Source organism: Allobosea sp. 67-29, assembly GCF_001898115.1.
Lineage (GTDB): Bacteria > Pseudomonadota > Alphaproteobacteria > Rhizobiales > Beijerinckiaceae > Allobosea.
Genome location: NZ_MKSQ01000025.1, coordinates 76,492 through 92,468 on the forward strand (window position 1 = coordinate 76,492; position 15,977 = coordinate 92,468).

Below are 15,977 nucleotides of genomic sequence, written 5' to 3' on the forward strand. Positions count from 1 at the left end.
GCCTGCCGCAGGCTGCGCGCAGCCTGCTGCGCAAGCGGCTGAACCGCGAGAACCAGACCCGGCTGCACCTGGCGCATCTGGTCGCCCGGAGGCCCGGACAGCTCGCCATCGGCGCCTATACCTACGGACGACCGAAGATTCGCTTTCCCGAAAGCGGGGCGAAGCTGGTGATCGGTCGCTACGGCTCGATTGCCGACGGCGTCGAGATTCTGCTCGGCGGCAACCACCGGCTCGACTGGGTGACGAGCTATCCCTTTCCGGCGATGCCCCGGCTCTGGCCGGCCGCCGCCGACATCCCCGGCAGCGACGCAACCCGGGGCGACGTCGTCATCGGGCACGACGTCTGGCTCGGCTCGCAATGCATGATCCTGTCCGGCGTGACCATCGGCCATGGCGCGGCGGTCGCCGCGCGCGCCGTGGTGACACGCGACGTGCCGCCCTATGCGATCGTCGCCGGCAATCCTGCCCGCGTGGTGCGCCTGCGCTTCGACGAGGCGACGATCGCCGCGCTCCTGGCGACGCGCTGGTGGGACCTGCCGAAACCGCAGATCGACGCGCTGCTGCCGCTCCTGCTCGGCAGCCGCATCGACGACTTCGTCGCCGCTGCGAGATCGGCGTAGTCCGTCTCGCTGTCGCCGCCGATCAAGGCAGCGCCGTCAACCCCTCGCGCGCCAGTGCCGTCTCGCCGCGTCCCCACGCAAGAGCGCCGGCGGCGGAGCCGGCATGGGCGAACATTTTCTCGCGCCTGAGAATGAGCCCGTAGCCGAGCGCCTTGGCGAGATTTTCCAGCGTCCGGACCGGGCTTGGCTGCGGCAATCCGTACTTCCGGGCGACATAGCGCTCCGACCAGGCGAGGTGCCAGCGCGTCTTGAACCGCCGCTGTGGCGAGGGCGTGCTCGATCGTCCACGTCCATGCCCGGCCTCGGCCTCGTGGACGTGGACGAGCGCCTGACCGGCATCGCGCATGCGCCGGCACAGATCGTCGTCCTCGTAGAACAGGAAGATCGCCGGATCGAACCCGCCCAGCGCCAGAAAGAGCTCCCGTCGGATCAGCAGGCAGGCGCCCGAAAGGAAAGGCAGGCAGGCATCGCCCTCCGGTGCCGCCATCGTGCGGGAGCGGTTGAGATGCGACGGCGAGAGCAGCGAGCGCGGCTGCAGGAACAGGCGGCCCGAGGGTTCGACGATGCGCGGCGCCAACATGCCGGCGTCGGGATAGCGCCCGGCCGCTTCCAGCAGCGCCGCCGCGGCGCCCGGCCTCAGCTCCAGATCGGGATTGACGACGAGCACATAGGGCGTCGCGGCCGCCGCAATGCCGATATTGTTGCCGCGGCCGTAGCCTTCATTGCGGGCATTGGCGATGACGCGCGCGCCTCGCTGCGCGGCGACGACGCGGCTATCGTCGCCGCTGGCATTGTCGACGACGATCGTCGGCACGCCCTCGCCCGCCAGCGCGGCGAGGCAGGCGGGCAGCACCTCGGCGCTGTCGTGGCTGACGACGATGGCGGTGATCGCGTTGGCGGGCATCGCGGCCTTCTGGCCACGCGAACCGGCCGGAGGCAAGCGAATTCAGCGCCGCGACAGCGCCGCGAGCTCGCCCTGCACGCGCTCGCGCTCGGCGCTTCCGCAGGCATGCGGCGCCTTGTAGGACTTCACGGCGTAGCCGGCATTCGCGGCCAGGAAGCTGGCGCGTTCCTGTCTTCCGAACCGCGCGATGATGCGGCCGCGATCGACGCGCAGCCCGCAATCATAGCCGCGCGAGACGGTCGCGGCGGCATAGTCGACAGAACCGGGAACGGGGCCGGCCGTCGTGCATGCGGCCAGCCCGAGCAGGGCCGCGCAGCCCAGAAGCGGTTTCGCAACCATGGCCTTGGCGCCGCCGTGTCAGAGTTCGTCGAATTGCCCGGCCCTGATCCGGCCCATGCGCTGCTTCAGCGCCGCGCGCTCCTCCGCCGTGCAGGCCTGCGGCTGGGCGGCCTGGTTGACCATCTCCGCCTCGGAGACCGAGACATAGGCCGAGCGCGCCGCGGCGATCTGATCGGGGCCGGCGCCACGTTCCCTTTCCGCCGCTAGGAAGCGCGCGAGCGTCGAGCGCTGCGGGGCGCCGGCGCGGCAGGCACTTGCCCGCGAGATCGTCGTCGCCAGCGCGGACGCCCGGCTGGCACTGCTCTCGTTGCCGGCAGCGACACAGGCTGGCAGCGGCAGCGCAAGTAGGACGGCGAGCGGAAGGACCCGCCCGGCAGGCAGCGAAGCCATGGCCGTCAGCCGTTCTTCTCGGGCAGGTTGACGCGCAGATGCGCCTCGCGCAGCTGCTTCGGCGTCGCCTCGGCCGGTGCCCCCATCAGCAGGTCGACAGCCTGCTGGTTCATCGGGAACAGCGCGACCTCGCGCAGGTTCGTCGCACGCGCCAGCAGCATGATGATGCGGTCCACGCCGGCCGCCATGCCGCCATGCGGCGGGGCGCCGTACTGGAAGGCGCGATACATGCCGCCGAAGCGCTCGATCACCGTCTCCTCGCCATAGCCGGCGATCTCGAAGGCCTTCACCATCGCCTCGGGGCGGTGGTTGCGGATGCCGCCGGAGGCGAGCTCGAAGCCGTTGCAGGCGATGTCGTACTGGAACGCCTTGAGCGAGAGCGGGTCTTCCTCGTTGAGCGCCTTCAGGCCGCCCTGCGGCATGGAGAAGGGATTGTGCGAGAAATCGACCTTCTTTTCGTCCTCGTTGTACTCGAACATCGGAAAATCGACGATCCAGGCGAAGGCGAAGACGTTCTCGTCGATCAGGTTGAGCTCCTGGCCGACCTTGTTCCGGGCGCTGCCGGCGAACTTGTAGAACTTGTCCGGATCGCCCGCGACGAAGAAACAGGCATCGCCGCCATTCAGCCCCATCTGCTTGATGATCGCGGCAACGCGCTCAGGCCCGATGTTGTTGGCGATCGGACCCTGACCCTCGCCGTCCTCCTTGACCATCAGGTAGCCGAGGCCGGGCTGGCCTTCGCCCTGCGCCCAGGAGTTCATCCGGTCGCAGAAGGCGCGCGAACCGCCGCCCGGCGCGGGTATTGCCCAGACACGGTTCTTCTCGCCTTCGAGGATGCGCGCGAAGACCTTGAAGCCCGAGCCGCGGAAATGCTCGGACACGTCCTGCATCTCGATCGGGTTGCGCAGGTCCGGCTTGTCGGAGCCGTATTTGGCGATCGCCTCGGCATAGGGGATACGCGGCCAGTTCTTCTGGACGCTGCGGCCCTCGGCGAATTCCTCGAACACGCCGGTGATGACCGGCTCCATCGTCGCGAACACGTCCTCCTGCTCGACGAAGCTCATCTCGACGTCGAGCTGGTAGAACTCGCCCGGCAGGCGGTCGGCGCGCGGGTCCTCGTCGCGGAAGCAGGGCGCGATCTGGAAGTAGCGATCGAAGCCCGCCATCATCAGCAGCTGCTTGTACTGCTGCGGCGCCTGCGGCAGCGCGTAGAACTTGCCGGGATGCAGGCGGCTCGGCACCAGGAAGTCGCGCGCGCCTTCCGGCGAAGAGGCCGTCAGGATCGGCGTCTGGAACTCGGAGAAGCCCTGCTCCTTCATGCGGCGGCGCATCGAGTCGATGACCTTGGTGCGCAGCATGATGTTGTTGTGCAGCTTCTCGCGGCGCAGGTCGAGGAAGCGGTACTTGAGGCGCGTATCCTCGGGATATTCGAGATCGCCGAAGACTGGCAGCGGCAACTCGGCCGAGGGGCCGAGCACTTCGATGCCGGTCGCGAACACTTCCACGGCGCCGGTCGGCAGGTTGGCGTTCTCGGTGCCCTCCAGCCGCGCTTTGACCTTGCCGTCGATGCGCACGACCCATTCCGAGCGCAGCGTCTCGGCGTCCGCGAAGGCCGGCGAATCCGGGTCCACCACCACCTGCGTCATGCCGTAATGGTCGCGCAGGTCGATGAAGAGAACGCCCCCGTGGTCGCGGATGCGATGGCACCAGCCGGAAAGCCGGACCTGCGAGCCGATGTCGCTGTCGCGGAGCGCGCCGCAGGTGTGGGAACGGTAGCGATGCAGGGTCACGGGGTCGGTCTTTCGGAAATGCGTCGAAGGCCGGCGAAAGCCGGCGGCAGCTTGCGGCTAACCACACGCGCGGGCGCGAAATGTCAAGAACGCCCGCGACATCCGGACCGCCTGCTGCTAGCTCTGAACGGCGGCTACGGACAGCGTCCTGGGGAAAGGTTACGGAATGGCAGCGTCGATCCGGAAACCGCTCGCGGTCGTCGCCCTGGCCGCATTGCTCGCGGCTGTCGGCGGCACAGGTTCCGCGCAGGAGCCGGGCAGCGCCTACCGGGCAGGCCTGAATATCGCCCGCCAGCGCGACTACCCGAATCCACACTGCTTCGCGCAGATATTCGCCCGCCACGCACGCCCGCATCAGGACGCCCGGCGCGGTCACTGGGTGGCGACCGCCAGCCGCGCCTATCAGGGCGAGTTGTGGAGCCGCTGCGGGATCAGCCGATAGCATCGACGGACTCGACGCCGGCCCGTTTCCTCCGCTAAGCCCATTCCATGCATCTGATCTCCACCACCGCCGAGCTCGCCGCCGCCTGCGAACGCCTCGCGACCCACCCCTTCGTCACGGTCGACACGGAGTTCCTGCGGGAGACCACCTATTATCCCAAACTCTGCCTGATCCAGCTCGCCTCGCCGGAAGAGGCCGTGCTGGTGGACCCGCTGGCGCCCGAGCTCGATCTCGCCCCCTTCTTCGGGCTGATGGTCGACGACAGGGTGGTCAAGGTCTTCCACGCCGCCCGGCAGGACCTCGAGATCGTCTGGCTGCTCGGCCGCGTGCTGCCGACGCCCCTCTTCGACACGCAGGTCGCCGCGATGGTCTGCGGCTACGGCGACTCGGTCGGCTACGAGCAGCTCGCCAACGACCTCGCCAAGGCGCGCATCGACAAGTCCTCGCGCTTCACCGACTGGTCGCGCCGCCCATTGACGGAGGCGCAGCTCGCCTATGCTGAGTCCGACGTCACCCATCTGCGCGAGATCTACCTGGCGCTGAAGGCCGATCTCGACGCATCCGGGCGCGAAGCCTGGGTCGCCGAGGAGATGGCGGTGCTGAGCTCGCCCGCGACCTATGAGGTCAAGCCGGAAAACGCCTGGCAGCGCCTCAAGGGCCGCGTCCGCAAAGCGCGCGAACTGCCGATCCTGATGGAAGTCGCCGCCTGGCGCGAGCGCGAGGCGCAGACCCGCGACGTGCCGCGCCAGCGCGTCCTCAAGGACGATGCCCTGATGGACATCGTCCAGCGCGGTCCCCGCTCGGTCGAGGCGCTTGCCGAGCTGCGCTCGGTGCCCAACGGCTTCGAACGCTCGCGCAGCGGCGGCGAGGTGCTGGCCGCGATCGAGCGCGCCGCCGCGATCGACCCCAAGACCCTGCCCCGGCTGGAGCGCGAACGCGGCCGCCCGACCAACGCCGCCGTGCTCGACCTGCTCAAGGTGCTGCTCAAGGCGGTGGCGGATGCCGAGCGGGTAGCGCCCAAGATCATCGCCACCGGCGACGATCTCGAAGCGATCGCCTCCGACGAGTTGTCGGAAGTTCCGGCGCTGAAGGGCTGGCGCCGTGAGGTCTTCGGCGAGAAGGCGCTGGCACTGAAGAACGGCCGGCTCGCCCTGCGCATCGAGCGCGGGCGCGTCGTCGTCGCCTGACGTTTGTCTCGCGGCCGGCAGAAGTAATTCGATCCAACGGGCTCCAGCGAACGTATTCGGATTACCGAAACCAGACCGGCCATGACGACCGACCTGGATCATTCGGGTTTTGCGGTAGATTTCCTGCCGCAAATTCTGGAGATCATCCCATGAAACGCACAGTGAATGTGGCGCTCGGCGCCGCAATGAGCCTGCTTGTGCTCGGCACGAACGCTTCTCTCGCTCCGGCCTTCGCGCAAGAGCCCGTCACGGTCGGCGGCGCGCCGATGTTTCCCAGCAAGAACATCATCGAGAATGCCGTCAATTCCAAGGACCACACCACGCTCGTCGCCGCAGTGAAGGCCGCCGGCCTCGTCGACACCCTGATGGGTCCCGGGCCGTTCACCGTCTTCGCGCCCACCAATGCCGCCTTCGGGAAGCTGCCGGCGGGAACCGTGGACATGCTGCTGAAGCCCGACCAGAAGCCTAAGCTGACCGCGGTTCTGACCTACCACGTCGTTCCGGGCAATCTCACCAGCGCCCAGTTGATGGCCGATGCCAAGGCCGGTGGCAGTAAGGCGATGCTGAAAACCGTTCAGGGCGAGACGCTGAAGGTCGCGATGGCCGGCGGCAAGCTGGAGATCATCGACGCCAAGGGCGGCAAGTCGATGGTGACGATCCCGGACGTGAAGCAGAGCAACGGCGTCATCCATGTCGTCGATACGGTGCTGATGCCGAAATAGTCGGGCCGGTCCGGCCCGGGCAGCCCTTCGCTTGTCGAAGGCGCCATCTCCCGCCGCCGGCCTGCGTTATGATCGGGCTTTCGACGCCGGACGCGCAGTGTCGGACCGCCTCGCAGAATCTGAATCGGGCCCGGAGGAAATCCCGCCAAGCCCCTGGCCCGATTCACACTTCAGCCCAGGAATCATCCGCCATAGCTCTTCACCAGCGAGCCGGCGACGAGGCCCCAGCCATCGACCAGAACGAAGAAGATCAGCTTGAACGGCAGCGCCACCGTCACCGGCGGTAGCATCATCATGCCTACGGACATCAGGATCGAGGCCACCACCAGGTCGATGATCAGGAACGGCACGAACAGCAGGAAGCCGATCTCGAAGGCCCGTCTGAGCTCTGAGATCATGAAGGCCGGGACCAGCACCTCGATGCCGGTATCCTGCGGCGTTTGCGGCCTTGGCCCCTGCGACATGTCGAGGAAGAGCTGCAGGTCCTTCTCGCGGACGTTCTTCAGCATGAAGGTCTTGAAGGGCACGATGCCGCGGTTATAGGCCTCCTGCGGCTGGATCTGCCCTGCCAATAGCGGCTGCACGGCATTGGTGTAGGCTTCGCGCAAGGTCGGCGCCATGACGAAGCCCGTGAGGAACAGGGACAGCCCGATGATCACCGCATTCGGCGGCGCCGTCTGCGTGCCGAGCGCCGAGCGCAGCAGCGACAGCACCACGACGATGCGCGTGAAGGACGTCACCATCACGAGGATCGACGGCGCCAGCGACAGCACGGTGATGACGGCGACGAGCTGAAGCGCCCGCTCCGCCACGCCGCCTCCCTGCCCCAGATCGAGCGACAGCGTCTGCGGCAGCGCCGGCGTCGCCGCGAGCAGGCCAAGCAGCAGCACGGCTCCCGCCAGGGAGCGGCCGAGCCTTCGCCGTCTTGCCGTCAGGAGATGGAACGTCACGCGCGCTTGCCGCTGCCGCCCGACTCAACCGATCGGGCGAGACGAAGCTAGCGGGCGCGACGCCTCAGGCAACTGCGGCGGATCGGCCCGCCACGCGATCGGCGACATTCCTGTTGATGGCGCGGCCGACCCCGGCCGCCGCCTCAGGATTTCGAAGCGGGATTCCGGCCGAGCAGACGGGCGAACTCGGCCTCGATCGCATCAACGGAGAACGGATCGATCTCCTTGGCCGGTTCGGGCTTCTTCTCCGGCTCCGGCGCGGCAGCCTTCGGCTCCTCGGACGCTTCCGGCACCTTCGCGGCAGGCGGCTCTTCCTTGGCGACCGGCTTGGCTTCAACCGCCTTCGGTTCCGCCGGCTTGGCCGCGACACGTGCCGGCTTCAGCCCAAGCGCCGCTTCGAGCTCGGCCTCCATATCCGCCATGCTCGCGCCCGCCTGCGACGGCGCAGGGGCTGCTGGCTGCTCCGCAGGCCTGGCGGCGGCTTCCGCTGCCGCCGGTTCCGGGGCGGGCGTCACCGTCTCCGCAGGCCGCGGCGCTTCGGCGGGCTTCGGCGCCTCGACCGGCTTGGCCTGGGCGGGCGGCTTCGACGGCTCGAAGGCCTTGGGCAGCTCCACGGGCCCCTTGAGCGGCTCCGCCGGCTTGGGCGAGCGGACGACCGGCTCCACGCGCTCAACCGGCTCGGGAGCGGCGGCGACGGCAGGCTTGACCGGCGCGGCGGCCGGCTCGACCGGCGGCTCCACCGCGACGTTCGCGGGGCGCACTGCCGAGAACGGGCGCTTCAGCGCCGCCTCGAGCTGCTTCGTCATGTCGTCGAGCTCGTCCGCGCTCACCGCCGGAGCCGGCGCATGCTCGCGCGGGAAGCTCGGCGCCGGGCCGGTCGTGACCGGAGCCGCGGGGCTCGGGGCCGCGGCGGACAGCACCGGCGCGACGGCCGGACCCGCTGCGGCGGCGCGTCCGGCAGCCTCGATGGCCTCGAGGCCGAGCGCCGCTGCGACACCGGCGCTCGCTGCAGCAGCGGCCTCGGCATGGGTCTGCTGCGCCTGACGGGTCGGCAGATGGGGCAGGATTTCCGGCGCCGGCCCACCGCGGCGGGCATCTTCGCCGCCTCGCAGCGCGGGCTCGCTCGGCGGAACCAGTGTTTCGAAGGGCGGCAACGGCCGATCGCCCGCCGCCGCTTCACTGTAGACGGGAGCGGCCGCGCGCGAGCCGCTGCGCAGGATGTTGGTCTCGACGACGACATCGGAAGAGCCGCCGACCATGATCAGATGCTCGACATTGTCGCGGCGGATCAGCACGAGCTGGCGCTGGCGGTCGAGATCGTAGGTATCGACGATTCCCAGGCGCGGCTGGCGCTGCCGGCCGCCGGCCTGGCCGTGCATCCTGAGGCGCCCTCCTGTGATCCGCCGCATGAACAGTCCGAACAGCGCCAGAAGCACCAGACTGACCACGATGGCGACGATCACCTTCTGCGCGGTCGTGAGTTCCAATCCGAACAAGCTCTGCAAGGTCTGCCTCTTCTGCGACGGCCGCCCCCGGGCGGCAGAAGTTCCGCTCAAGGTTCAACACCTTGGCTATAGCATAACGCTTTCCTTAACGGGAAACATGGTGAACGTGTGGTTAATCCGATCTCCGAAAGACGGGGCCTTTAACGCCCTGTTAACCATGCGCCCGGCAAGATTTGCCCAGTGAACCGGCGCGCGATCGCGCCTTCGCGGAGCGGATTTCATGGCGAACGACGGCTCGATCGGCGGCGGCCTGATGCAGGCGCTGAAACTGCGCATGCACTATCAGCAGTCGCGCCAGAAGGTCCTCGCCGAGAACGTCGCCAATGCGGACAGCCCCGGCTTCCGGCCGGTCGACCTCAAGCCGCCGAGCTTCGACAGGGAACGCGGCGTCGCCCTCGCCCGCACCAGCGCCGGCCATATGAGCCTGACCGGCGGGAATGGCGGCTTCGACAACACCGGCGCGCCACGCTTCGAGACGACCCCGAACGGCAATGCCGTCAACCTCGAGGACGAGATGCTGAAGGTGGCGCAGAACCAGTCGGACTATCAGCTCGCCGCCTCGCTCTACAGCAAGGGGCTGGCGCTGATGCGGATCGCCATCGGCAAGAGCGGCTGACGCAGGGAGCGCGATCATGGACCTGATCAAGAGCATCGCCGTGGCGGCATCCGGCCTGCGCAGCCAGTCCGGCCGCATGCGGGTCATCGCCGAAAACATCGCCAATGCCGATTCGGGGCCGGAGCGGGCCGGCGCCGATCCCTATCGCCGCAAGGTCGTCAGCTTCCAGCGCCATCTCGACCGCGATCTCGACGCTCAGCTCGTTGCGCTCGGCAAGGTCCAGCGCGATCCCAGTGCCTTCAAGACCAAGCACGAGCCCGGCAATCCCGCCGCCGACGCCAATGGCGATGTGAAGATGCCGAACGTCAATTCGCTCGTCGAGATGGTCGACATGCGCGAGGCCCAGCGCAGCTACGAGGCCAACCTCAACCTGATCTCCTCCACCCGGCGGATGATTCAGCGCACCATCGACATCCTGCGCGCCTGAACGGCCGCCAGCTCCAGAAGGAGACCGACACATGGCCACACCGGGTTTCGCGGCGGGAGCCTATGCCTCGATCAAGGGGCTCGGCGCCGGCAATCTGATGAAGAAGCCGCTGGCGGCAGGCGGCGCGGAGGCCGGCGGGCCCGATTTCTCCGCCCTGCTCGGCAAGGCGCTCGACGCCACCGCCGAAGCCGGCCACAAGGCCGATGTGCAGACCGCGAGCGTCGCGACCGGCCGCGCCGACGTGGTCGACGTAGTGACGGCCGTCGCCGAGAGCGAGACCGCGATCCAGACCCTGGTCGCGGTGCGCGACAAGGTCATCGCGGCCTATGAGGAAATCATGCGGATGCCGGTCTGACGGCGAGCGAACTCATGACCTCCGGAGCCATTCTCGACATCGCCCGTGACGGCATCGTCACCTTCCTCAAGGTCGGCGGCCCGCTGATGGCCATCGCGCTCGCCGTCGGCCTGATCGTCTCGCTGGTGCAGGCCCTGACCCAGATTCAGGAACAGACGCTGGTCTTCGTTCCGAAGATTCTCGCGGTCTTCGCCGCACTGCTGCTGCTTCTCCCGTTCATGGGAGACGCGCTGGCGGGTTATATGGGGCGGGTCGCCGTCCGAATCGCCACGGGCGGATGAGCCTGCCGCGGCTGCACCCCGCCCTTCTCTGCGGTGCCGGCCCGCGGTCTCAGATCTGGCGCGAAGGTGCCCGCGGCACGATGCAGATCGCGATTCTGCCCCAGATCGGCGCCTTGTTCGTGCTCGTCTTCGCGCGGGTCGGCACGCTGGTCATGCTGATGCCCGGCATCGGCGAGCGCTTCATCTTCTCCCGCGCCCGGCTGTCCCTCGCCTTCTTCATCGCGCTGGTGATCCTGCCGGTGGCGCGCCCGTCGCTGCAGATTCCCGAAAGCCTGCCGGCACTGTGCACCCTGCTGATCGGCGAATTGCTGATCGGGCTGATGATCGGCGTCTGCGCCCGGCTGGTCATGGCGGCGCTGCAGACGGCGGGCACCATCGTCGCCCAGTCGATGGGGCTCGGCTTCGCCATGACCGTCGACCCGACTGCCGGCAACCAGAACCCCTCGATCGGCAACTTCCTGACCATGCTCGGCATTACGCTGGTGCTGGCCAGCGACCTTCACCACATCGCCATCGCCGCGATCCATGAGAGCTACCGCCTGCTGCCGCCCGGCGGCGCGCCCGACCTGACCGACGTGCTGACGCTCGCCATCCGCTCCACCGCGCAGGGTTTTTCGCTCGCGGTGCAGATCTCCGCACCCTTCATCGTCTTCGGGCTGCTCTTCAACCTGGGTCTGGGCGTGCTGGCCCGGATGATGCCGCAGCTCCAGGTCTTCTTCCTCGCCGTGCCCGCCTCGATCTTCGGCGGCATGCTGGTGCTACTCGTCGTCATCGGCGTGATGATGAGCGTCTTCATGAACGGGCTCGGCGTCTTCCTGCGCCAGTTCACGGGAGGCTGAGCCGGCAATGGCGGACGAAGCCGACAATGAGGATCGGACAGAGGACCCGACCCAGCGAAAGCTGGACGAGGCCACCGAGAAGGGCGACGTCCCCAAATCGCAGGAGATCGGCACCTTCTTCGTGCTCTGCGGCTTCACCCTGGCGCTTCTGGTCGCGGCCGGCTGGTCTGCGCGCGACGCCATGCTTTCGCTGCGCGCCTTCCTGATGAACGCCCACCAGATCCCCTCCGACGGGGCCGCCTTCATGCAGGTGACGGAGCGCGGCATCCTGACGGGGTTCATGGCGCTCGGCATGCCCTTCGCCTTCATCCTGTGCGCAGGGCTGGCTGGGACGCTGCTGCAGCACAAGCCGCTCTGGACCTTCGAGCCGCTGATGCCGAAATTCGACCGGATCAACCCGATGTCCGGCTTCAAGCGGCTGCTCGGCAAGGAGGCCTGGGTCAATTTCGCCAAGGGCCTCGCCAAGACGACCCTGATCGGCGTCGTGGTCTGGTACACGCTCTGGGGCCAGCACGACCGGCTCGAGGCCTTTGCCGAGATGGACGTGGCGGCGCTGATGCCGGCGACGCTCTCGCTCGCCATCAAGCTGATGGGCGCGGTGCTCGCGCTGTTTGCGGTGATCGCCATCGGCGACTTCGGCTGGCAGCGCTACAGCTGGTACCAGCGCCAGAAGATGACGAAGCAGGAGATCAAGGAGGAATTCAAGAACTCCGAAGGCAATCCCGAGATCAAGGCCAAGCTGCGCCAGATCCGCACCCAGCGCGTGCGCAAGCGGATGATGGCCGCGGTGCCGAAGGCCACCGTCATCATCACCAACCCGACCCACTTCGCCGTCGCGCTGCAATACGAGCCCGGCATGCCCGCCCCGCTCTGCCTCGCCAAGGGCGTCGATACAGTCGCGCTGAAGATCCGCGAGGTCGCCGGCGAGCACCGCGTGCCGATCGTCGAGAACCCGCCGCTCGCCCGCGCCCTTTATGCAACGGTGGACATCGACGAAGAAATTCCTGTCGAACACTATCAGGCGGTTGCCGAAGTCATCGGTTACGTCTTGCGCCTGAAGGGTCGCCGCGCCTAACTCGGCGGCGGATGCGCATGAACGGAAGCCGCCAGCCTGCCGCCTGCCCGGCGGAGCTGGCAGCAAGGAAACGGATTCGACCGCAATGAGCGGAAGCACGGCCACCAGCACGATCGATCGCTCGGACAAGCCGGGCCATATCGGCGTGATCCTGCTCGTCGCCGGCCTGCTCGTCGGTGCTGCCGTGGCGCTCGGCTTCATCGCCAACGAATGGGCGCAACCGCTGATCCTCGGCCTGCTCGCAATCCTCTCCGTCGTCGGCGTCTTCGGCCTCTTCGCCTACGCGATCGGCCTCATCCAGTTCGCCGGGCGAGCCGCCCGCAACGACCTGACCAAGACGGTGGTCGACAGTGCCGATGACGGCATCGTCGTCACCGAGGGCGAGAATGACATCGTCTACGCCAACGAGGCCTATCTCAAGCTCGCCGGCGCGACCGGCCCCAACGACCTCAAGCCGGTCGGCCGCCTGCTGACCGGCCGCGCCGACGTCTCCGAGGCGATCTACAGGCTCGCCGCCGCCGCGCGCGAAAACCGCCGGCTGGTCGAGGAGGTCCGGCTGGAGCCGGCCCTGAACGGACGCGGCGAGGTCGGCTGGTATCGCGTTCGCGTGGCGCCGGTGCGCCGCGAGGCCTCGACGGCGACGCTCTGGACGGTTTCCGACGTCACACCGGAGCGCGAGCGGCAGGAGAACGCCTTCCAGGAGCTCCAGCACGCCATCGACTATCTCGACCACGCCCCCGCCGGCTTCGTCTCGATCGACGCCGATGGCGAGGTCTCCTATCTCAATGCCACGCTGTCGAGCTGGCTCGATTTCGACCTTGCCCGCTTCGGCTCCGGCGGGCTGCATCTCGACGACATCTGCACGCCCGCTGCCGCCGCCCTGATTCAGGCGATCCGCGGCCAGCCCGGCGATGTCCGTGTCGAGGTGCTCGACGTCGATCTGAAGCGCCGCAACGGCTCGCCTCTGCCGGTGCGGTTGCATCACCAGGTCGCCTTCGGCCAGGACGGGCGCGCCGGCCCCTCGCGCACTCTCGTCCTCAATCGCGCAGCCGGGGAAGCCGGGGCCGACACCGGCAGCGACGCGGAAGTGCGCTTCGCGCGCTTCTTCCATTCCACCCCGATGGCGATCGCCACCATCGACAAGGCCGGCACGATCCTGCGCTCCAACGCGGCCTTCGCCCGGCTCGTCCCTCCCGGCGTGCAGGTCGCCACCATCCACGATCTCGTGGCGCCGGGCTCGGGCCTGGACAAGGCCGTCGCCGAGACGATGGAAGGCCATTCCGGCGCGAGCCCGCTCGATGTGACGCTGAACGGCGAGGACGGGCGCTCCGCCCGGCTCTACCTCTCCCCCGTCGCCGCGGGTGAGGACGGCGACGGCGAGCGCGCCATCGTCTACGCGCTGGAGACCACGGCCGAGCGCAAGCTGCGCGACAACATGGACCAGGCCGGCAAGATGCAGGCCGTCGGCCAGCTCGCCGGCGGCATCGCGCACGACTTCAACAACGTGCTGCAGGTCATCATCAACGCCTCCGAGTTTCTGCTGGCGAGCCACCGGCCGACCGATCCGTCCTTCCCGGACATCATGCAGATCAAGCAGAACGCCTACCGCGCCGCGGCGCTGGTGCGGCAACTGCTCGCCTTCTCGCGCCGCCAGACCTTGCGCCCGCAGGTGCTGGAACTCGGCGAGGTGCTCTCCGATCTTTCGTTGATGCTGAAGCGCGTGGTCGCCGACAAGGTCACGCTCGACGTGCGCCAGGGCCGCGACCTCTGGCCCGTCAAGGCCGATCTCGGCCAGCTCGAGCAGGTCATCGTCAACCTCGCAGTCAACGCCCGCGACGCCATGCCCGACGGCGGCAAGCTGACCGTGCGCACCCGCAACGTCCCGCGCGACGACTGCAAGGACTTTGGGCACGATTCGCTGCCGGCCGACGACTACGTGCTGCTCGAGGTCGAGGACACCGGCACCGGCATTCCGCAGGAGCATATCGACAAGATCTTCGAGCCCTTCTTCACCACCAAGGAAGTCGGCAAGGGCACCGGGCTCGGCCTTTCCATGGTCTACGGCATCGTCAAGCAGACCGGCGGCTACGTCTTCGTCGACTCGACCGTCGGCAAGGGCACGGCCTTCCAGATCTTCCTGCCGCGGCACGTCCCGAGCGAAGAAGAGGTCGCGGCCGAGGCCGCCGCCAGGGAAGCGCCGAAGAAGCTCGCCGCAGACCACACCGGTGCCGGCGTCATCCTGCTCGTCGAGGACGAGGACGCCGTGCGGGCCCTCAACGCCCGCATGCTGGTCTCCCGCGGCTACACGGTCCACGAGGCCGCATCGGGCGTCGAGGCCCTCGACATCTTCCTGCAGAACGACGGCCAGATCGATCTCGTCGTGTCCGACGTGGTGATGCCGGAGATGGACGGCCCGACCCTGCTCGGCGAGCTGCGCCAGCGCAATCCCAACACCAAGGTGGTCTTCGTCTCCGGCTATGCCGAAGAGGCCTTCCGCAAGAATCTGCCGGAGGGCGAAGGCTTCCACTTCCTGCCCAAGCCCTTCACGATGAAGCAGCTTGTCGAGACCGTGAAGGCGGCGATGGGCTGAAGCCCGCTCCGAACTCCTTCAGCCTTCATCTAGAGGAGCCATTCCGTTTGGAATGGCGTCTCGCAGGACACTCCAGGAGACTCCGGCGGCATCCGGAGCATCCTTCGAGACGCAAGCCTTCGGCTTGCTCCTCAGGACGAGGGCTGAAGCGGCCGGTGTCCCGATCGGGCTTCCGGGACATGCATCGCGTGACAGCTGCTGACATCCCTCCTGACACAGGCTGACATCGAGAACAAAAAAAGAACTTGCGGACAGGAACAAAGCATGACCATTCTCCTGTCAAGACGCATTGAGATGTCCCCGCCGCCCTGCCATAAGGAGCCCGAACCGTGAATCAGGCGAATCTCAGACTCGTGGAAGGTTCCTCGATGGACAAGGCCAAGGCGCTCGATGCGGCGCTCTCCCAGATCGAACGCGCCTTCGGCAAGGGCTCGATCATGCGGCTCGGCAAGAACCCGCAGTCGATCGAGATCGAGACAATCTCCACGGGTTCGCTCGGCCTCGACATCGCGCTCGGCGTCGGCGGCCTGCCCAAGGGGCGCGTCATCGAGGTCTACGGGCCGGAATCCTCGGGCAAGACGACGCTCGCGCTTCACACCATCGCCGAAGCCCAGAAGAAGGGCGGCGTCTGCGCCTTCGTCGATGCCGAGCATGCGCTCGATCCGGTCTATGCCCGCAAGCTCGGCGTCAATCTCGACGACCTGCTGATCTCGCAGCCCGACACCGGCGAGCAGGCGCTCGAGATCACCGACACGCTCGTCCGTTCCGGCGCGATCGACGTGCTCGTCGTCGACTCCGTCGCGGCGCTGACGCCGCGCGCCGAGATCGAGGGCGAGATGGGCGATGTCCAGCCCGGCCTCCAGGCCCGTCTGATGAGCCAGGCCCTGCGCAAGCTCACCGCCTCGATCTCGCGCTCGAACTGCATGGTCATCTTCATCAACCAGA

Annotated in this window: 18 protein-coding genes; 12 read left to right on the plus strand and 6 right to left on the minus strand. The window is 67.9% G+C overall.

The window, feature by feature from the left end:
• Positions 1-23 precede the first annotated feature (23 nt).
• Positions 24-620: a CatB-related O-acetyltransferase gene (locus BGO20_RS18980; RefSeq protein ID WP_291660872.1), complete on the plus strand. Its 597-nt coding sequence runs from the start codon at positions 24-26 to the stop codon at positions 618-620.
• A gap of 22 nt (positions 621-642) precedes the next feature.
• Here the strand turns inward: BGO20_RS18980 and BGO20_RS18985 are convergent, their stop codons facing one another.
• Genes BGO20_RS18985 through aspS form a run of 4 tightly spaced genes read right to left on the minus strand, consistent with a single transcriptional unit; the run spans position 643 to position 4,037 of the window.
• Positions 643-1,524, minus strand: a complete 882-nt coding sequence (locus BGO20_RS18985) for a glycosyltransferase family 2 protein (protein WP_291660722.1) — start codon at positions 1,522-1,524, stop codon at positions 643-645.
• A gap of 42 nt (positions 1,525-1,566) precedes the next feature.
• The gene (locus BGO20_RS18990; RefSeq protein WP_291660721.1) at positions 1,567-1,863 is read right to left on the minus strand and encodes a hypothetical protein; all 297 of its coding nucleotides are present in this window, start codon (positions 1,861-1,863) and stop codon (positions 1,567-1,569) included.
• Positions 1,864-1,881: 18 nt separating this feature from the next.
• A complete protein-coding gene (locus BGO20_RS18995) occupies positions 1,882-2,253 on the minus strand; it encodes a hypothetical protein (protein ID WP_291660719.1) in 372 nt (123 codons plus the stop codon).
• A gap of 5 nt (positions 2,254-2,258) precedes the next feature.
• Complete coding sequence (gene aspS / locus BGO20_RS19000) at positions 2,259-4,037, minus strand: aspartate--tRNA ligase (protein ID WP_291660871.1); 1,779 nt, start codon at positions 4,035-4,037, stop codon at positions 2,259-2,261.
• Between the two features lie 172 nt (positions 4,038-4,209).
• Here aspS and BGO20_RS19005 point away from each other — a divergent pair, with 172 nt between their 5' ends.
• The 3 genes from BGO20_RS19005 to BGO20_RS19015 all read left to right on the plus strand — a co-directional run bounded on the left by BGO20_RS19005 (position 4,210) and on the right by BGO20_RS19015 (position 6,394).
• Positions 4,210-4,485, plus strand: coding sequence for a hypothetical protein (locus BGO20_RS19005; protein ID WP_291660718.1), 276 nt, complete (start codon positions 4,210-4,212; stop codon positions 4,483-4,485).
• A gap of 47 nt (positions 4,486-4,532) precedes the next feature.
• On the plus strand, positions 4,533-5,672 hold the full coding sequence (gene rnd, locus BGO20_RS19010; protein WP_291660716.1) for a ribonuclease D: 1,140 nt from the start codon (positions 4,533-4,535) through the stop codon (positions 5,670-5,672).
• 149 nt (positions 5,673-5,821) lie between these two features.
• On the plus strand, positions 5,822-6,394 hold the full coding sequence (locus tag BGO20_RS19015) for a fasciclin domain-containing protein (RefSeq protein WP_291660715.1): 573 nt from the start codon (positions 5,822-5,824) through the stop codon (positions 6,392-6,394).
• 182 nt (positions 6,395-6,576) lie between these two features.
• Here BGO20_RS19015 and fliP read toward each other — a convergent pair whose 3' ends face one another.
• Together fliP and BGO20_RS19025 are read right to left on the minus strand one after the other, a co-directional pair.
• Complete coding sequence (fliP, locus tag BGO20_RS19020; RefSeq protein WP_440143680.1) at positions 6,577-7,344, minus strand: flagellar type III secretion system pore protein FliP; 768 nt, start codon at positions 7,342-7,344, stop codon at positions 6,577-6,579.
• Between the two features lie 143 nt (positions 7,345-7,487).
• A complete protein-coding gene (locus BGO20_RS19025) occupies positions 7,488-8,849 on the minus strand; it encodes a flagellar biosynthetic protein FliO (RefSeq protein WP_291660713.1) in 1,362 nt (453 codons plus the stop codon).
• Between the two features lie 220 nt (positions 8,850-9,069).
• Here BGO20_RS19025 and flgB point away from each other — a divergent pair, with 220 nt between their 5' ends.
• The 8 genes from flgB to recA all read left to right on the plus strand — a co-directional run.
• Positions 9,070-9,465 (plus strand): flagellar basal body rod protein FlgB, encoded by a 396-nt coding sequence (flgB, locus tag BGO20_RS19030; RefSeq protein WP_291660712.1) that lies wholly within the window; start codon positions 9,070-9,072, stop codon positions 9,463-9,465.
• A 16-nt stretch (positions 9,466-9,481) separates the two neighbouring features.
• The gene (flgC, locus tag BGO20_RS19035; protein WP_291660711.1) at positions 9,482-9,892 is read left to right on the plus strand and encodes a flagellar basal body rod protein FlgC; all 411 of its coding nucleotides are present in this window, start codon (positions 9,482-9,484) and stop codon (positions 9,890-9,892) included.
• A 31-nt stretch (positions 9,893-9,923) separates the two neighbouring features.
• Positions 9,924-10,247, plus strand: a complete 324-nt coding sequence (fliE, locus tag BGO20_RS19040; RefSeq protein WP_291660710.1) for a flagellar hook-basal body complex protein FliE — start codon at positions 9,924-9,926, stop codon at positions 10,245-10,247.
• A gap of 14 nt (positions 10,248-10,261) precedes the next feature.
• The gene (fliQ, locus tag BGO20_RS19045; protein ID WP_291660707.1) at positions 10,262-10,528 is read left to right on the plus strand and encodes a flagellar biosynthesis protein FliQ; all 267 of its coding nucleotides are present in this window, start codon (positions 10,262-10,264) and stop codon (positions 10,526-10,528) included.
• 80 nt (positions 10,529-10,608) lie between these two features.
• The gene (gene fliR, locus BGO20_RS19050; protein ID WP_291660705.1) at positions 10,609-11,367 is read left to right on the plus strand and encodes a flagellar biosynthetic protein FliR; all 759 of its coding nucleotides are present in this window, start codon (positions 10,609-10,611) and stop codon (positions 11,365-11,367) included.
• 7 nt (positions 11,368-11,374) lie between these two features.
• Positions 11,375-12,442: a flagellar biosynthesis protein FlhB gene (flhB, locus tag BGO20_RS19055; RefSeq protein ID WP_291660703.1), complete on the plus strand. Its 1,068-nt coding sequence runs from the start codon at positions 11,375-11,377 to the stop codon at positions 12,440-12,442.
• Between the two features lie 85 nt (positions 12,443-12,527).
• Positions 12,528-15,032 (plus strand): cell cycle histidine kinase CckA, encoded by a 2,505-nt coding sequence (gene cckA / locus BGO20_RS19060; RefSeq protein WP_291660702.1) that lies wholly within the window; start codon positions 12,528-12,530, stop codon positions 15,030-15,032.
• A 329-nt stretch (positions 15,033-15,361) separates the two neighbouring features.
• The coding region (gene recA / locus BGO20_RS19065; protein WP_299858596.1) for a recombinase RecA at positions 15,362-15,977 on the plus strand (616 nt) is incomplete at its 3' end.

Excerpts from the sequence above, each read along its gene's own strand:
- BGO20_RS18985 (WP_291660722.1), bottom strand. The coding sequence starts at position 1,524 with ATGCCCGCCAACGCGATCACCGCCATCGTCGTCAGCCACGACAGCGCC.
- BGO20_RS18990 (WP_291660721.1), bottom strand. The coding sequence starts at position 1,863 with ATGGTTGCGAAACCGCTTCTGGGCTGCGCGGCCCTGCTCGGGCTGGCC.
- BGO20_RS18995 (WP_291660719.1), bottom strand. The coding sequence starts at position 2,253 with ATGGCTTCGCTGCCTGCCGGGCGGGTCCTTCCGCTCGCCGTCCTACTT.
- BGO20_RS19005 (WP_291660718.1), top strand. The coding sequence starts at position 4,210 with ATGGCAGCGTCGATCCGGAAACCGCTCGCGGTCGTCGCCCTGGCCGCA.
- rnd (WP_291660716.1), top strand. The coding sequence starts at position 4,533 with ATGCATCTGATCTCCACCACCGCCGAGCTCGCCGCCGCCTGCGAACGC.
- BGO20_RS19015 (WP_291660715.1), top strand. The coding sequence starts at position 5,822 with ATGAAACGCACAGTGAATGTGGCGCTCGGCGCCGCAATGAGCCTGCTT.
- flgB (WP_291660712.1), top strand. The coding sequence starts at position 9,070 with ATGGCGAACGACGGCTCGATCGGCGGCGGCCTGATGCAGGCGCTGAAA.
- flgC (WP_291660711.1), top strand. The coding sequence starts at position 9,482 with ATGGACCTGATCAAGAGCATCGCCGTGGCGGCATCCGGCCTGCGCAGC.
- fliE (WP_291660710.1), top strand. The coding sequence starts at position 9,924 with ATGGCCACACCGGGTTTCGCGGCGGGAGCCTATGCCTCGATCAAGGGG.
- fliQ (WP_291660707.1), top strand. The coding sequence starts at position 10,262 with ATGACCTCCGGAGCCATTCTCGACATCGCCCGTGACGGCATCGTCACC.
- fliR (WP_291660705.1), top strand. The coding sequence starts at position 10,609 with ATGCAGATCGCGATTCTGCCCCAGATCGGCGCCTTGTTCGTGCTCGTC.
- flhB (WP_291660703.1), top strand. The coding sequence starts at position 11,375 with ATGGCGGACGAAGCCGACAATGAGGATCGGACAGAGGACCCGACCCAG.
- cckA (WP_291660702.1), top strand. The coding sequence starts at position 12,528 with ATGAGCGGAAGCACGGCCACCAGCACGATCGATCGCTCGGACAAGCCG.